This window comes from Nitrosomonas sp. (assembly GCF_040240425.1).
Classification (GTDB): Bacteria; Pseudomonadota; Gammaproteobacteria; order Burkholderiales; family Nitrosomonadaceae; genus Nitrosomonas.
On record NZ_QPHG01000001.1, the window covers coordinates 129,896 to 147,232 of the forward strand.

Sequence of the window (17,337 nt, forward strand, 5' to 3'; positions counted from 1 at the left end):
GCCATGTCCAATTTTCGTGCAAATCAATCCCCATCGCACCGCCTGACCGCCCTGTGGGTCGTATCGATTCTGGTGTATGCCTTTTTGTACATTCCGCTGATCATTGTGGTCGTATTTTCATTCAACGATTCGAAACTCAATGCCGAATGGGTAGGGTTTACATTCCACTGGTACAAAGCGTTATTGCACAATCATGAAATGCTGCTGGCCGCGCGCAATTCATTGTTCATCGCGGTCAGCGCCAGCGTTCTCGCCACCTTGCTGGGAACCATGGCCGGTTTGGCGATTCATCGCTACAAGCTCAAAGTATTACCGGTTCTGGCATTCACGCCAGTCGCCATGCCGGAAATCCTGCTGGGCGTTTCATTGCTGTTGTTCTTTCTACAGGTACTCAACCTGACGCTGGGCATGCTCTCCATCATCATCGCCCATACGACTTTTTGCATTGGATTTGTCGCGATTATCGTACGCGCACGCTTGCAGGGAATGGATGAATCCATTTTTGAAGCAGCCCGGGACCTGGGCGCAACACCATGGCAGACTTTCCGGCAAATCACCCTGCCGTTGATCAGACCGGCCATCATCGCGGGCGCTTTGATGTCATTTACGCTGTCGATCGATGACTTTGTCATTACGTTCTTCACCAAGGGTGCCGGAGAACCGATTCTGCCGATTCAAATCTATACGATGATCAAAGTGGCGGTCACGCCGGAAGTGAACGCCGTCTCCACTTTGTTGATGCTGCTGACTTTAACGCTGATTATCATCGCCACGCGATTCGATAACAGCATGCTGGGTAAATCCTAATCGTCATGATTGATTCGTTGCCGCGCTGGGTTCGCTTGAGTTTGGCATTATTCTTCGTTCTGGCGGCCGGATGCACGCCGCAACAAGACGATGCCGTGCACGATCAAGCGGCTGCCCGCGTACTGCAACTATTCAACTGGAACAATTATATCGCGCCGGAAACGATTGAACGCTTTGAAGCGCAATGCGATTGCCACGTCGAACAAGATTATTTTTCCGACAATGAGGAAATGCTCGCCAAACTCGCCGCGGGCGCAACCGGCTATGATTTGATCGTACCGACCGGCAACGCCCTGGATACCCTGATACGCCAAGGCGTTCTGACTCCGCTGGATAAAACATTGCTGCCGAATCTGAAGAATATTCATCCCGCTTATCTGAAAACACGCTTCGACCCGGACAATCGCTATTCCGTCCCGTATGCTTACACGCTGACATTACTGGGATTCAATACCAGCAAAATGCGCGAACTGGATTTACCGGCCGATACCTGGGCGCTTATCTTCGAACCGGAATACCTGCAGAAAATTAAGGGACGCGTTACCGTGCTGGACAGTCCGCGCGAGTTGATGGCGGCGGCATTGTTATACTTGGGTTACGCCGCGAACGATCAAGATGAGGCGCATTGGAATCAAGCCAAGGAACTGATCATCCGCGCCAAACCTTACTGGGCTGCATTCAGTAACACCAGTTACATCCGCGAGATTGCCATCGGCGATTTGTGGGTGGTACATGGTTATTCGAACGATTTATTTCAGGCGGCTATGGATGCGCAAAAAACCGGACGGCATTTCACAATCGATTATGCCATTCCCAAGCAAGGTGCGGTCATGTCGCTGGATAGCATGGTGCTACATAAAAGCGGAAAACATACTGACTTAGCACATCAATTTATTAATTTCATGCTCGATGGCAGAAATTCCGCCGAGCTGACCAACCTGATCGGATCTGGCAATCCAAACCGTGATGCCAAGGCATTCATCAAGCCGGAATTAGTGCACAATAAATTAATATTTCCGGACGAGGATACGTTATCGCGACTGGAGATGATCACGGATTTGGATCACAAACAACGCCGGGTGCTCAGCCGCATGTGGACGGAAATAAAATTGCGTTAAACTGACGTCTATTTCAATTTTTTTGGGAACACTCATGAGTTATTATCAGCACCATGTTTTTTTCTGTACCAATCAGCGCGAGGGCGATGCCAAATGCTGCAACAATTTTGGTGCGCAGGAACTGCGCGATTATGCCAAGCAACGCATTAAATCGCTGAAGCTGAGCGGGCAGAGAAAAATCCGCATCAACAATGCCGGTTGCCTGGATCGTTGTGACGAAGGCCCGGTGATCGTCATCTATCCGGAAGAAACGTGGTACACGTATATCGATAAAGACGATATCGATGAAATCATCGATGAACATCTGATCAAAGGCAACATCGTCGAACGCCTGAAAATTTGATACCCATCAGTTTGCTGCGTTATTGAGGTCAACAACTTGTCTGCGGTTACTCAAAAGTTTTTCATCGATGGTCCTGCGGGTAAACTCGAGATCGTTCTGGGCGAACCTCAGTCTATGCCCAAGGGGATCGCCGTCATTGCGCATCCACACCCGCTGCACGGCGGAACCATGGATAACAAAATCGTGCATACGCTATTCACGACCTTGCTGGAACTCGAATTTATCACCGCAAAATTCAATTTCCGTGGTGTAGGCCTGAGCGAAGGTCAGTTCGATCATGGCAGCGGTGAGATCGACGATGTGCTGGCAGTCACACAGACAATCCGTGATCAATTCAGTCACCAAGTTGCGGATATTCCGCTGCTGCTGGCGGGATTTTCATTTGGCGGAGCCATTCAACTGCACGTTGCCGAGCGTCTGGCACCGAAGTTTCTGATTCTGGTCGCGCCCTCGGTGGTTAATTTGAAGGCACCGCCAGTGCCTGAAACGACACAATGCGCATTAATCATTCAAGGCGATCAGGACGATATCGTGCTACCGGAGGCGGTGTTGAACTGGGCGACACCAGCTTCGCAACCGGTCGTTATGATACCCGGCGCCGGGCATTTCTTTCATGGCAAGCTGACGATACTCAAGCAACTGATACTCAACTACTTTTCTCACCGGCTTTAAAACGGCAGCGGATTTTATTCCACCAGACGGTGTTGTATCGCGTACCGCACCAGCTGCGCATTATTCTTCATATTCATCTTTTCCAGAATGCGCGAGCGGTACGTGCTGACGGTTTTAACACTGAGTGACAGTTTATTGGCGATGGCAGTTAACGATTCGCCAGCAACAATCAGTTTAAAAACATGAAATTCCCGGTCTGAGAAGGTCGTATGCGTTAATTTGTCCGATTCCATGACCGGATTGAATAACAACTTTTCAGCTAATTCCGGATTGACGTATTTACCGCCTTTGGCCAAGCGGCGAATCACGGTAATCAGTTGATCGGTCGGGCTGTCTTTGGTCAGATACCCGGAAGCGCCCGAGCGGATCGCGCGGATTGCATATTCCTCTTCCGGATACATACTGAGCACCAATACACATGACGAAGCATTGGTCGTTAATATTCTCTTCAGAATATCCAGGCCGTTGATATCGGGCAGGTTAATATCCAGCAGCGCGATGTCCCAGTCGAATTCCCGTGTTTTCTTGAGAATATCCTTACCGTCTATGGCTTCCGCAACGACATCGATATCGTCCGTTTCATTAAATATCCTTTTAAGCCCATCACGAAATAGAGCATGATCGTCTGCAATCAGAACTTTAATCATGGATTAATTCCCCGACATTGGTTACCGCAACGGTCAGCGGTATTTTGAGTGTTACGACACTGCCCTGAGAGGGAGTGCCGGCTATTTCCAGCGTACCGCCAAACTGTTCTGTTCTCTCTTTCATGCCTATAATTCCAAATGACTCGGGATTCAGCAGTTGTGATTCCGTAATGCCAACACCATTATCTTTAATGGTAATCACAATATCCGTATCATCTTCAATGAGTTCGATATCCACTCTCGTGGCGCGCGAATGCCGGGTGATATTGATAAATATTTCCTGAATTATCCTGAAAATACTGGTTTCAAAGTTCTTGTTATTACAAGATATGGCCGATATGACGGATTCCAAGTAGCACTTTATATTAGTACGCTGTTCAAACTCACGCACTAGCCATTCGATGGCGCCATACAACCCGAGATTATCCAGTACATTAGGCCGCAAATTGACTGATACCCGGCGTGCGGTCTCAATGGCCTCCCCGGTCAAGGCATACAGCGACTTTACCCGCTCATGCATGGGATCCGCCGTGATTTTTTTTGACAGCCAATCCAGATCCATTTTCAAAACGGTCAACGTACCGCCCAGAACATCGTGTATCTCCCGCCCGATCCGGGTTCTTTCTTCTTCCCGGACATCCTGCAAGTGCGTCGTTAAATGCCGCAGATTCTCGATCATCCGTTTGCGTTCCGTAATGTCTTCAATCATGCATAAATAACATATTTCCTGGCCCTCCATCGATTCAAACGGCACCAGGGACATTTCGATCCAGATGATGGACATATCCTGCCGCAACACTCTTTTGACTATTTTGCTATCGTGAGATTGATGGTGAATGAAAAGCTCAATTTCCTTACGGTAAGACAGCACATCGTCCGGGTGAATAATATCCGATTGATTGAGGTGGAGAAGCTGGTCTACGCTGCGACCCGCGATACAGGCATACTTTGGATTGACATCATAGTATTTTCCCGTCTGCAAGTTGATTAAGGCAATTCCCAGCGGCGCTTTCTCAAACACTGTCTGGAACCGCTTTTGCGCTTTCCTGCTCCCCTCTTCCAGGCGCTTCCGCTCGATCGAATACCGGATAACACGCGCCAGAACCCCTTCGGTCAGACTTCCTTTTACCAGATAATCCTGCGCGCCTGCTTTAATCGCTTTGATCGCCAGTTTTTCATCATTCCTAAATGACAAAACTGCAATGGGAATACTCGCGGCGCTCTCACGTAGCCGGTTGATTGTCGTAATCCCATCACTGTCCGGCAATGTCAGATCGGACAGAATTAAATCAAACGGCTGCTTGCGGATTAATTCGAGCGCGGAACTTAACCGTTCGGTATGAACCACGGTAGTCTGATCGCCCATCGCGAGCTGCAAATCACTTTGCACCAGTATGGCGTCCGTTTCATTATCTTCAATCAGCAAAATATGAATTTTAGATGAAGTCATGATTAATCAAGGCTCTGACAAGACTGAAGAAGTAAACCAGAAATCCTTGATTGATTGCGCAGTTTTTATACAATCGTCAAAATCCACCGATTTTCTGATATAGCTATTTGCATGATGGTTGTACGCTGCGTTGATATCTTCCTTCGTCACAGAAGAGGTATAAACGATGACAGGAATTCTCTTGAAATCGGGATCTGATTTCAGTTCGGTTAAAACTTCCAATCCGCTTTTTCTCGGCATATTTAAATCCAGCAGGATGATGTCCGGGCGCGGCGCAGATAGAAATTCCCCTTGCCGCCTTAAAAACTCCAGTGCATAAACACCATCCTCAGCAACATACACTTCACAATTTCCTTCACAGAACGCAAAAGCCTCTTTGATCAATAACACATCGGTCGGATTGTCATCGATCATCAGGATCATTCTGGGATCAATATTTCTTTTCTGTTGCATCTTTAATAATTAACTTTCGGAATTGTGAAATAGAACGAAGAGCCGATGCCGGGCGCTGATTTGACCCAGATTTTCCCGCCGTGATGTTCCACCACTTTCTTGCAGATGGCCAAACCAATCCCGGTACCGGCATATTCGCGGCGGCTGTGCAAACGTTGGAATACCCGGAAAATACGTTCCAGATAATGCTCTTCAATGCCAATGCCGTTATCGGTGACCGAGAAAATCCATTCACTTTGATTTTCTTCTACCCCCACATGAATTTGGGGTGATTGATCTCTGCGAAACTTGAGCGCATTGTTGATCAAGTTGGTAAACAACTGAATAAACTGGAAGCGGATACCTCTGATCACGGGAAGTTTATCGTGAGTAACTACCGCGTTGCATTCGCCCACAATGACGGATAAGTCAGTCAGCACATTCTCTAACAACAGCTCGCAATCAATTTCAGCGAGCGTTTGGCACGCATTGACTTGTGCGTATGTCAGCAAATCATCAATGAGGATTTGCATCCGGTGGGTACCGGCCACCGCATGTGTAATTAACTCGCTAGCGCGTTCATCCAGTTGCTGATCACAATATTTTTTAAGTAACTGAACAAAGCTATTAATAGCACGGAGCGGTTCTTGCAGATCATGCGTGACGACATACGCAAATTGTTCCAGCTCATCATTAGAACGGGCTAGTTCCGCTACTTGCTCCTCCATTTTTTGTTCCAATTGCTTGTAATTCGTTACTTCGGTACGTATCCCCACGTATTGATAGGGTAATCCGTCGCCGTCAAGAAATGGCACTATCGTCGTGTCGACCCAGTAATACGTGCCGTCTTTGGCGCGATTCTTGATTTCTCCACGCCAGACCTGACCCTGGGTAATAGTAACCCATAAGTCTTTCATGAATTCTTTAGGATGATAACCAGAATTAACAATGCAATGATCTTGCCCGATTAATTCACTGGCCGAGTACTTGGAAACCAGGCAAAAATTTTCATTAACATAGCGTATTTTTCCGGTCTTATCGGTTATCGCAACGATGGAATGAGCGTTAAATGCGCTTTCGATCATCCGGACATCATGCGCTAGTGCATTTTGGGCGTCAGCAAGCTTTTTTTGTTCCAACCATAATCCGAGGTCACTGGCGATATTCTTTAAAAATAACGTGTCTTCATTTTCCAGCCAGCTGGTAACACGCATATCCTTGGAAAGAACACCTACTTGACCAGCGACATCGCCATTTACCAGCAACGGCACAGAAAATTTATGAATTAATACAGATTCGGGTTCACCTGCTGCATAGTAATTGCCATCAATTTCTATGAAAGGAAGAATCAGATCGTAGGGCTGCCACGCAAGCCGCATGTGTTCAATCAGCTGCTGACACAGTTCATCAACAGAATGTATCCGCAGCATGGCACGTGAAATTTCATATAAACACGCCAGTTTAGTCAGTCTCTCCTGCGTCTTGGTCTCGGCGATTCCTGAATGATCGTTGCCATCATGAGATATGCATGAAAGCAGTTGCATTCCGTGCGCTGGCATTCTTGCAGTTGATTTCACCCCGGAAAGATTTTCTTGATTATCTGGCGCATCCCAGAACACATCTGGAGAAAATTTTTCTATCCAACCGGATTCTTTCCGTGCATTCATTCACCATCAATCCATATGCATATATTCAGATATCTGATCATCGCTACCATTTCAATGATTAGCTGCCATTCCGGTTGGATACTTACTCATATTGATAGCCGTCAATAGTATCTGCCTGGAGCGTTAAAAACTATAGGAATATTCTGATTGTATTTTCTGATCATTGCTTTAATTCTCCTCATCACACCTAATAAGAATGATCTACATATAAGAGTCTTACCATCGGGAGGATTGCTCAAATCAAAATTCTGTTCATCAAAATTTCTTTTATGAGTAATTTTGATAATATTTTTTCAATTGCATATTAACCTAAAAAATTATCAAGCTATTGTTTGGAAATAAGGCAATTTATTAACTTATTTAAAAGCAATAGAAGAAATTCCGCTGATAAAATATATGCTCTACGTTCTTCAATTTCAACTTTACAATAGCCTTTCGAATCAATAAGATAATTCCTACAGAACAAACAGAATATTTTCCGTATAAAAAAGAAATCACCGACAGAATCTATTTTTTTATATACCGTAAGTCCAGTCTCATACGAACAAACCTCAAGGATAAATCATGAGACTGAATCTTCCGGTGACAAACACCGAGTATCCAATTGATGATGATACGTTAATCGTATCAACTACGGATACTAAAGGTAGGATAACCTATATCAATTCCACATTTGTCGAGGTCAGTGGTTTTTCAGAAGAAGAACTGATCGGCAAAGCACATAATATTGTGCGTCATCCTGACGTGCCTCCTGAGGCGTTTGAAGATTTATGGGCCACATTAAAACAGGGTTTGCCTTGGACCGGCTTGGTTAAAAACCGCCGTAAAAATGGCGACTTCTACTGGATCAATGCCAATGCAACACCCTTGATTGAAAATGGCCAGATCACTGGTTATTTGTCGGTCCGCACCAAAGCATCACAGACGGCCATTGAGCAAGCAGCACCAGCTTATCAGCAAATTCTGGAAGGCAAAGCAAAAAACCTGAAAATCGAGAAAGGGCAAATTGTGCGAACCGATTTCATCGGAAAGCTGCAATCTTTTCTCAAAATGACCACCAGAAAACGCATTGCACTTGCAATGACAATACCCGCTCTATTTTTATTGGCGGTCGGCGGCATAGGCTGGTGGGGATTGTCGCAAACCCAGGCGCCCGCATCACTCAGCAGCATGATTGCCACAATAACAGCAGCCGGAATCGCATTAATAGCCTATCTGGCCTACGGCATGGTCAAAAATACGCTGACACCGCTACAACAAGCGATTGATATCGCCAATAAACTAGCCGGTGGCGATTTGACGCACAAATTCTCGGTTAACCGCAGCGATGAATTTGGCGAACTACTGAAAGCATTGAGTCAGATGGGGGTTAATCTGCGCGCAACGGTGCTGGATGTACAAAAAAATGCTGCGTCGGTACGCCTGGCAACCGGAGAAATTGCTTCGGGTAATCTGGATCTCTCACAGCGCACCGAAGAACAAGCTTCTTCACTGGAAGAAACCGCATCCAGCATGGAGGAACTCACCGCGACTGTGCGTCAAAATACGGACAATTCAATCAATGCCAATCAGATCGCGATGACCGCCAGCAACATCACGACCAAAGGCGGCGAAATGATGCAAGAAGTGGTCACGACAATGTCATCCATCAGCGAAAGCTCAAGCAAAATTGCAGACATTATCAGTGTCATCGATGGCATAGCGTTTCAAACTAACATCCTGGCGCTCAATGCCGCCGTTGAGGCTGCACGAGCCGGGGAACAAGGCCGCGGATTCGCCGTGGTAGCAACCGAAGTGCGTAATCTGGCGCAGCGAAGCGCTACGGCGGCGAAAGAAATCAAAACCTTGATCGATGACTCGGTAAAAAAAGTCGATCAAGGCGCCGCATTAGTCGATGAAACCGGAAAAACCATGAATGAAATTGTCATGTCCATCAAAAATTTAACCGAAATTATGTCGGACATCACTTCCGCTTCCAAAGAACAAAACACCGGTATCGAGCAAGTCACGCAAGCAGTATCGCAAATGGATGAAGTCACGCAGCAAAATGCAGCTTTGGTCGAACAGGCCGCCGCTGCAGCCGCTTCACTGGAACAGCAGGCATACGAATTGGTCGGCGCTATTTCCATTTTCCACCTGTCACAAAGCAGCAGCAAAAGACCGGCAACCGTGACTCAACTGGCCGACAAGAACAGCACGGAGCATGATGGATTGACTGGTCATGCTACAAGATCCAAATCACAAAGAAGAGCTAAAATCGCTGTCGGCGATCACAATAACCAATGGAGTGAATTTTAGTAGAAGCCGTGCCCCTTCTCTAGTTTATTCCCGGCCTCACAACAATGGCCAGCCTAAACAGCTGGCCATTGTTGTTTTAGAATCCGTGCAAGTTAGGGTATATTCACTGAAATTAAACAGCGATAAATAACCCGAATGCCGCAGCGTAAAATAATACCCATGCCTGGAAACACAATTCCTTTGTATACAGCGCACTACACAGCACCATCCTGGTTGCCCGGTGGCAACCTGCAAACGCTCTACCCCTACTTTAATAAACCTGCACAACGGTTTACCTACCGGCGCGAGCGCTGGGAACTGGATGACGGGGACTTTATCGATGTCGACTGGAGCGATGGTTCGGACGAATCCCCTCTGGTCGTGTTTTTTCATGGTCTGGAAGGCGGTTCATCAAGCCACTATATTCTCAGTATGATCAACAATCTGAAACGCCATCACTGGCGTTGCGCCGTGATTCATTTCCGCGGTTGTTCCGGTGAACCAAACCGCTTATCGCGCGCCTATCATGCCGGTGATTCCAGCGAAATCGACTGGATGCTGCGGCGGATCACGACTCAGGCGCAAACAACCGGTACAGCGCAACCGGTGTATGTGATGGGCGTTTCGCTGGGTGGTAATGCGCTATTAAAATGGCTAGGCGAACAAGGAGAGCACGCCAAAGAACTCGTAGCCGGGGTTGCAACAGTATCTGTACCGCTCGATCTGGCGGCTGCCGGCGCCGCTCTGGACAAAGGGTTTAACCAAGTCTACACGCGCCATTTCCTGGATACGCTGAAAGACAAAGCCTTTGATAAATTGAAACAGTTTCCAGGTTTGTTCGATGCCCGTGCGCTGAAAAAATGCGCGTCGATTTATGATTTTGACAATATTGTCACGGCGCCCTTGCACGGTTTCCGCGATACCGATGATTACTGGCGGCAATCCAGCAGTAAGCAATGGTTGCCGCATGTACAGGTACCCACGCTGGTGATCAATGCGCGGAACGACCCATTCATGCCGGCATCGGTACTCCCCGCGCAGACTGAAGTATCAGCCATGGTTACATTGGAATTTCCGGAAGAAGGCGGTCACGCCGGATTCATGCAAGGCCCGTTCCCGGGAAAACTAAGCTGGCTACCGCAAAAGATTCTCAGTTTCTTCCATCACCAGTGCCAGCACATCGACTCAGAAAAAGCGCGCGACAAAAGCGTTCTGCACATTTCCGGCTAACGGTATCTTAACGCGATGGCCACTACCGGGTGCAATCTGCACCGGCCGTCCCGCACCATCCAGCATGTGCGATAACTCAACAACCTGGTTGCCTGCAGGATGAATAATTTCCAAACGGTCACCCACCTGAAAGCGGTTTTTCACCAATATTTCCGCCATACCGTTGGTTTCATCAAAACCGGTAATATCGCCGACGTATTGGCTGCGGTTGGATTCCGAATGCCCGCGCATATAGTTTTGCGTTTCCTGCGTGCTATGGCGCTGATAAAAACCGCTGGTGTAGCCACGATTCGCCAAACCTTCCAGCTCGCCTAACAAAGCCAGGTCAAACGGTTTGTTGGCCACGGCGTCATCGATCGCTTTGCGGTAAACCTGCGCCGTGCGCGCCACATAATATAGTGACTTGGTGCGTCCCTCGATTTTCAGTGAATCAACACCGATTTTGACCAGCCGCTCAACATGCTCGACCGCCCGCAGATCCTTGGAATTCATGATGTACGTGCCGTGCTCGTCTTCCATGATTGGCATGAGCTGGCCTGGACGCTCTTTCTCTTCGATCAAATACACCTGATCGGCGGCCGGATGCCGTGGAATCGAACCGCAACCACCGGACAGGGCCGATTGTTCGGATTGTTGCATCGCTTGACCGAAATCAAAATCGATTTTGCCAATCTCTTGAATGTCGCCGCTCGGATTTTCTTCGGCGGATTTCACTTTATAATCCCAGCGACATGAATTGGTGCACGTGCCCTGATTCGGATCGCGATGATTAAAATAGCCCGACAGCAGGCAGCGTCCGGAATACGCAATACACAGCGCACCATGCACAAAAACTTCCAGTTCCATATCGGGACAGTAATCGCGGATCTGCGCCACTTCATCGAGCGATAATTCACGCGACAGAATTACCCGTGTCAGGCCGATTTTCTGCCAGAATTTAACACCCATGTAATTCACGGTATTGGCCTGCACCGACAAATGAATCGGCACATCCGGCCACTTCTCACGCACCATCATGATCAACCCCGGATCGGCCATGATCAGCGCATCCGGTTTCATGGCGATAACCGGCGCCATATCGTCCAGGTACGTCTTCACTTTGGCGTTATGTGGCATGATATTGCTGGCCACGAGGAATTTTTTCCCCAGCGCATGCGCTTCCGCGATCCCGGTTTGCAGTTGTTCCAAAGCGAATTCATTGTTACGCGCACGCATCGAATAACGCGGCTGCCCGGCGTACACCGCATCGGCGCCAAACGCATAGGCAATGCGCATTTTGTCCAAAGAACCGGCTGGAAGTAAAAGTTCAGGTGATTTCAACATAAGGTAGAATAACGCTCGATTGTATAAATGACAGAGTTTCCGCGAACTCGAATTGTACCACCATGCCCGCTCACCCTGCTTTCATTCACTTACGGCTGCACAGCGAATACTCCATTTTGGACAGCACCATCCGGATTCCCGATGTCGTTGCTAAAGCGGTAGCGGATCAAATGCCGGCACTGGCGCTGACCGATCTCTCCAATTTATTCGGGCTGGTGAAATTTTACCAAAGCGCCCATAAAAACGGCATCAAACCGATACTCGGCTGCGACGTCTGGATCACCAACGAGTCCGACCGCAACAAACCGATCCGGTTGTTATTGCTGTGCCAGTCACGTGACGGTTACTTGCTGTTATCGCGCTTGTTGTCACGCGCTTACCGGGAAAATCAATATCACGGCCGGGCCGAGATCCGGGAGTCGTGGCTGCATCCCGATGAATCGGGCACACAAGGACTCATCGCGCTGTCGGGCGCCCGCTTTGGCGACATCGGCCTGGCCATTTTGCAGAACAATCCGCAACAGGCGGAAATTCAGGCTCGCAAATGGGCCGGTTTGTTTCCCGAGCGTTTTTATCTTGAAATCCAACGCGATGGCCACCCGAATGAAACCATGCTGGTGCAACAATCGCTGGCGCTAGCGCGCCAACTGAATTTACCCGTCGTGGCCACGCAGGCAGTACAGTTTCTCAACGCGGAAGAATTCCGCGCACACGAAGCCCGGGTGTGTATCGCCGAAGGTTACACCCTGGATGACAAGCGCCGCCCGAAAAATTTCACCGGACAGCAATATTTCAAGACTCAGGCCGAGATCGCGCAACTATTCGCCGATATCCCCAGCGCACTGGCGAATACGATCGAGATTGCCAAGCGCTGTAATCTGGTGCTGGAGCTGGGCGTCAACCGCTTGCCGCTGTTCCCTACGCCCAACAACGAAAGTCTCGATGAGTATTTACGCGACCAAGCTCAAATCGGTCTGGAAAAACGCATGGCCGAACTATTTCCGGATGCCCAAGTACGTACCGATAAGCTGCCGAAATATCAGGCGCGCCTCGAGTTCGAGGTAAAAACCATCATTCAGATGGGATTCCCCGGTTATTTCTTGATCGTCGCCGACTTTATCAACTGGGCCAAACACAACAACGTGCCGGTCGGTCCCGGACGCGGCTCCGGCGCCGGTTCGCTGGTGGCGTATTCATTGGGCATCACCGATCTCGACCCGCTGCGCTACGATTTGCTGTTTGAACGCTTCCTCAATCCCGAGCGCATTTCGATGCCGGACTTCGATATCGACTTCTGCCAGGACCGGCGCGAATTGGTGATCGAATACGTCAAGCAACGCTATGGCACCGGCAAAGTCTCGCAAATCGCCACCTTTGGCACGATGGCAGCCAAGGCGGTGATCCGCGATATCGGCCGGGTCATGGACTTACCGTACAACTTTGTCGATCAGCTCGCCAAATTGATACCATTCGAGATCGGCATGACGCTCAAAAAAGCGCGCCAGCTCGAACCGCAACTCAATCAGCGCGCTGCTGAAGAGGAAGACGTTCGCAACCTGCTGGAACTGGCGGAAAGCCTCGAAGGCATTACGCGCAATATCGGCATGCATGCCGGCGGCGTGTTGATCGCATCAAGCGAAATCACCGATTTTTGCCCGATTTATTGCACCGAATCGGCCGATTCGGTCGTCAGCCAGCTGGATAAAGACGACGTCGAAAAAATCGGTTTGGTGAAATTCGACTTTCTTGGACTGCGCACGCTGACCATTCTGGATCGTGCCGTCGGCTACATCCGTCAGTCACATCAACACAGTGAATCGGCCACCGATCAACCTTTCTCATTGGAAACATTGCCGCTGGATGATGAAGCAACGTATGCACTGATGCGCAAGGGTAATGCGGTCGGCATTTTCCAGTTTGAATCGCGCGGCATGATCGATTTGCTGCAGAAAGCAAAACCAGATCGCTTTGAGGATATCATCGCGCTGGTCGCGTTGTACCGCCCCGGCCCGATGGATCTGATTCCAGAATTCATCGACCGCAAACATGGCCGGAAAACGATCGAATATCTCGATCCGCGCCTGGAGCCGATTCTCGGGCCGACTTACGGCATCATGATTTACCAGGAGCAGGTCATGCAGATCGCTCAGGTCATCGGCGGCTACAGCCTAGGCAGCGCGGATTTGCTGCGCCGCGCGATGGGTAAGAAAAAAGTCGAGGAAATGGCGCAGCAGCGCGATATTTTCGTCTCCGGTGCGATCAATAACAATTTGAGCGAAGACAAAGCCACCGAACTGTTCGGCTTGATGGAGAAATTCGCCGGTTACGGCTTCAACAAATCGCACGCCGCTGCATACGCGCTGATCGCATTCCAGACCGCTTACCTGAAAGCGCATTACCCGGCCGAATTCATGGCGGCGTGTTTGTCCGCCGACATGGACGACACCGATAAAGTGCAGATTTTCGTAGAGGACAGCATCGCCAACGGCTTGACGATTCTCCCGCCCGACATCAACTTGTCCGACTACCGTTTTGTTCCCGTGGACGGCAAAACCATCCGCTTTGGTCTCGGCGCGGTCAAAGGCACCGGAGAATCGGCAGTCAACTCGATCATTGCGGTGCGCGGACAAACCGGCCCGTTCAGCGATTTATTCGATTTCTGCAACCGCGTCGACCGGCGCATCGCCAACCGCCGCGTGATGGAATCACTGATCCGAGTCGGCGCGTTTGATACCATCGACACCAATCGCGCCAGCCTGATCGCTTCCGTCGGGGTGGCGATCGAATCCGCTGAACAAATGAGCCGGGCTGCCAGTCAGACCAATTTGTTCGGTGAAACCGGCGACCATTCGCATCTGCAAACACAACTGATTCAAACCGAGGCTTGGTCCGAGCGGGAAAAGCTGCACCAGGAAAAAATCGGCCTCGGTTATTATTTCAGCGGCCATCCGTTCGATACCTACGCCGCGGAGTTGAAACGCTTCATTCGCACCCGGCTCGACCGGCTGAATCCCAGCCGCGAACCGCAACTGATCGCCGGCATCATCCACTCGGTGCGCGTACAAATGACACGCCGCGGCCGCATGTGCGTCATCAACCTGGACGATGGCAAGGCACGCCTTGAATTGGTCGTTTTTAGCGAGTTATTCGACGCCAATCGCGCCTGGTTAAAAGAAGATCAACTACTGATCACCGAAGCCAAAATCAGCAACCGCAACTACAACGGCGAAGAAAGCGACGAACTCCGCATCACCGCCGAGCAACTCTACGACCTTGCCGGCATCCGCTCACGCTTCGCCAAACAGATCAGAATCCGTTGCGATGCTAACACCATCGGACAAACCTCCAGCCTTAAAGCTTTACTAACGCCCTTCACTCCCAAGGCACAAAAACCGTACGCGAATTACTGTCCGGTCACACTGGTTTTCCGCAATGATTTAGCCAGCAGCGAACTCGAACTGGGGAATGACTGGCGGGTGTATGTGCATGATGAGTTGTTGCAGGCGTTAAAAGCGCATTTCGGGGATGGGAATGCTGAGGTTGGTTATTGAGTAGAAAAAGTACTTTTACCAGGAAAAACGTTCAACGGGGTCACGGGATTATTTACCGGCAATGGTGGCGAAAATAGACAAAAGAAACACAGCGCCGCACCACAAATCGATTGTACTTGTGCAACCGGTTACCGGTATTTTTCCTACAGTGACCGAGTCGCTATCAATGCCATACGCACCAACTCCGACATACGGCGAACTCCGGTTTTTTGCCGGATATGCTGGATGTGAGAGCGTATCGTCGCGAGGCTCACATTTGAAGTTTGTGCAATTTCTTCGGGAGTGGCATCTTGCATTAAACCGAGTAAAACTTGTTGCTCGGATGCTGTCATGTTGAACAAAGTGCAAAATGCACGAAGTGTCTCTTGTTTGATTTCCTGGTTCTTTTCGATCAGAAGTAAATAATGCGCATGATGGCTTAATGGCCAAATCGCGGCTTCTTTGAGCGGAGTTAAACGCGCATGGTGTGTATCTTTGATTGCGCCGAGTTGCGTGGAGGTAAACACAATTTCCGCATGGTGCCCGCGATCCGCCAATGCAGTGGCTTCCTCAAGGCTTGGGCTTGCGTGATGCCCAAGTGCGATGAGCCGCTCATGCCTGATCTTGATTAAACCCGGATGGTCACTTAAAAGCCGCGTCGCAGTAGCATTGCATTTTATGATTTTTCGATTTTCATTCAGCACGAATAGAGCGTGCCCGATCGAATCGACAATGGATTCTTCCAGTACGTTTTTCTGCTCTGAAAGTTTTAGCTGAGAAGTGATACTAAACGCGCGATTGAGATGATGTGCGAGATAGTGCAAATTCATCCGATCGCTTTCTTGGAAGCTATCTTGACCAACACCGCGAAAAAAACAGAGTATGACTTTCGGTGTATTGGGGTTGTCATCCCATAGATTCGTGGAAAGCACATCGCTGATGTTTTGTTCCGCCAGCCATTCATTATAAAAAGTACTTTTCAGAAAACTGCGCCGATCCACCAACATACCGCCGGTGAGTGTCTTGCCACCGCCATTCAGACCCTTATCGATACCTGCTTGCACCCAGATATCATGCTTCCGCCAATAACTTCGATAATCTTTGCCGTAGTCACTTGGAATATTTTGACTGAGCAGAAAGGGGTTATCGTAATTCTGCACTTGCAGACCGATCATATTAATTGCACTGGCGTTGAGATAAACGCTCAACCGGTTGAGCGTCTCTTTCCATTTGACCGGATTAAGTGCCGATTCATAAATAGCATCCACCAGTACATCATGCGTAGGCCTGTTGTTATTCATCGTGACTCCCCTATCACAAATTTTCCAGCAGCACAACATCAGAATTGATGATGCCAAGCATATCATAGTATTGAGAGAATGATTTCGCCTTAAGTATAAGGTTTAGGTTTAATAACAAATCACCAGATTTTTGGAATCGTTGATACGTGAAATTCCTAGTGCTGTTTATATTTGTTCATTCATTCGCAATCAACTAAGGAGGATATAAATGATGGTTACTCAATGTAAAGACTGGCAAGCTTGGTTGGACAAAATGCCGCCGAAACCCGATGAGCTTCATGTGACCGGGGATGTTATGGTTAGCAATCCAGGAGTGCAACCGACGCTGACCATGCGTGTTCCTCAGGGAATTAATCCGGCAATTTTGATGCTAGATCTTCACTTAGTTCAACAACCGGGAGTGTGGCCTCAAGTAATGACGTGCACCCCGGCACGGTTTGACAGGGTAATGCCTCCAGGCGCTTCAGATTACACCTCGGTTGAAATTTACTCGGATAGAGAACAGATTGCGCAGATTGATGTTTCTATCGTCGAGTAATA

The 17,337-nt window shown here is 49.0% G+C and carries 14 protein-coding genes; 8 read left to right on the top strand and 6 right to left on the bottom strand.

Annotated elements, in window-relative coordinates; all coding sequences use genetic code 11:
• Window positions 1-3 precede the first annotated feature (3 nt).
• The 4 genes from DU481_RS00510 to DU481_RS00525 are packed head-to-tail and all read left to right on the top strand — an operon-like array spanning window position 4 to window position 2,940.
• Window positions 4-807 (top strand): ABC transporter permease, encoded by an 804-nt coding sequence (locus DU481_RS00510; RefSeq protein ID WP_350131285.1) that lies wholly within the window; start codon window positions 4-6, stop codon window positions 805-807.
• Between the two features lie 5 nt (window positions 808-812).
• Window positions 813-1,925, top strand: coding sequence for an ABC transporter substrate-binding protein (locus DU481_RS00515; RefSeq protein WP_350131287.1), 1,113 nt, complete (start codon window positions 813-815; stop codon window positions 1,923-1,925).
• Window positions 1,926-1,959: 34 nt separating this feature from the next.
• A complete protein-coding gene (locus tag DU481_RS00520) occupies window positions 1,960-2,268 on the top strand; it encodes a (2Fe-2S) ferredoxin domain-containing protein (protein WP_090321767.1) in 309 nt (102 codons plus the stop codon).
• Window positions 2,269-2,304: 36 nt separating this feature from the next.
• Window positions 2,305-2,940, top strand: a complete 636-nt coding sequence (locus DU481_RS00525; RefSeq protein ID WP_350131289.1) for an alpha/beta hydrolase — start codon at window positions 2,305-2,307, stop codon at window positions 2,938-2,940.
• A gap of 14 nt (window positions 2,941-2,954) precedes the next feature.
• Here DU481_RS00525 and DU481_RS00530 read toward each other — a convergent pair whose 3' ends face one another.
• The 4 genes from DU481_RS00530 to DU481_RS00545 are packed head-to-tail and all read right to left on the bottom strand — an operon-like array spanning window position 2,955 to window position 7,136.
• Window positions 2,955-3,587 (bottom strand): response regulator, encoded by a 633-nt coding sequence (locus tag DU481_RS00530; RefSeq protein WP_090321772.1) that lies wholly within the window; start codon window positions 3,585-3,587, stop codon window positions 2,955-2,957.
• Window positions 3,580-5,037, bottom strand: coding sequence for a hybrid sensor histidine kinase/response regulator (locus DU481_RS00535; protein ID WP_350131291.1), 1,458 nt, complete (start codon window positions 5,035-5,037; stop codon window positions 3,580-3,582). The genes DU481_RS00530 and DU481_RS00535 overlap by 8 nt, the downstream gene beginning before the upstream one ends.
• Window positions 5,038-5,043: 6 nt before the next feature.
• Window positions 5,044-5,460 (bottom strand): response regulator, encoded by a 417-nt coding sequence (locus DU481_RS00540; protein WP_258193116.1) that lies wholly within the window; start codon window positions 5,458-5,460, stop codon window positions 5,044-5,046.
• 32 nt (window positions 5,461-5,492) lie between these two features.
• Complete coding sequence (locus tag DU481_RS00545) at window positions 5,493-7,136, bottom strand: sensor histidine kinase (protein ID WP_350131293.1); 1,644 nt, start codon at window positions 7,134-7,136, stop codon at window positions 5,493-5,495.
• Window positions 7,137-7,700: 564 nt separating this feature from the next.
• On the opposite strand from DU481_RS00545, the gene DU481_RS00550 reads away from it, so the two are divergent.
• Entirely contained in the window at window positions 7,701-9,434 is a 1,734-nt protein-coding gene (locus DU481_RS00550) for a methyl-accepting chemotaxis protein (protein WP_350131295.1), read from the top strand.
• A gap of 159 nt (window positions 9,435-9,593) precedes the next feature.
• Window positions 9,594-10,643 (top strand): hydrolase, encoded by a 1,050-nt coding sequence (locus tag DU481_RS00555; RefSeq protein WP_350131297.1) that lies wholly within the window; start codon window positions 9,594-9,596, stop codon window positions 10,641-10,643.
• Here DU481_RS00555 and trhP read toward each other — a convergent pair.
• Entirely contained in the window at window positions 10,599-11,966 is a 1,368-nt protein-coding gene (gene trhP / locus DU481_RS00560; RefSeq protein WP_350131299.1) for a prephenate-dependent tRNA uridine(34) hydroxylase TrhP, read from the bottom strand. The genes DU481_RS00555 and trhP overlap by 45 nt on opposite strands.
• Window positions 11,967-12,028: 62 nt before the next feature.
• Here trhP and dnaE point away from each other — a divergent pair, with 62 nt between their 5' ends.
• Entirely contained in the window at window positions 12,029-15,517 is a 3,489-nt protein-coding gene (gene dnaE, locus DU481_RS00565) for a DNA polymerase III subunit alpha (RefSeq protein WP_350131300.1), read from the top strand.
• A 143-nt stretch (window positions 15,518-15,660) separates the two neighbouring features.
• Here dnaE and DU481_RS00570 read toward each other — a convergent pair whose 3' ends face one another.
• On the bottom strand, window positions 15,661-16,797 hold the full coding sequence (locus DU481_RS00570) for a helix-turn-helix transcriptional regulator (RefSeq protein ID WP_350131301.1): 1,137 nt from the start codon (window positions 16,795-16,797) through the stop codon (window positions 15,661-15,663).
• 208 nt (window positions 16,798-17,005) lie between these two features.
• Here DU481_RS00570 and DU481_RS00575 point away from each other — a divergent pair, with 208 nt between their 5' ends.
• Window positions 17,006-17,335, top strand: coding sequence for a hypothetical protein (locus DU481_RS00575; protein WP_350131302.1), 330 nt, complete (start codon window positions 17,006-17,008; stop codon window positions 17,333-17,335).
• Window positions 17,336-17,337 lie beyond the last annotated feature (2 nt).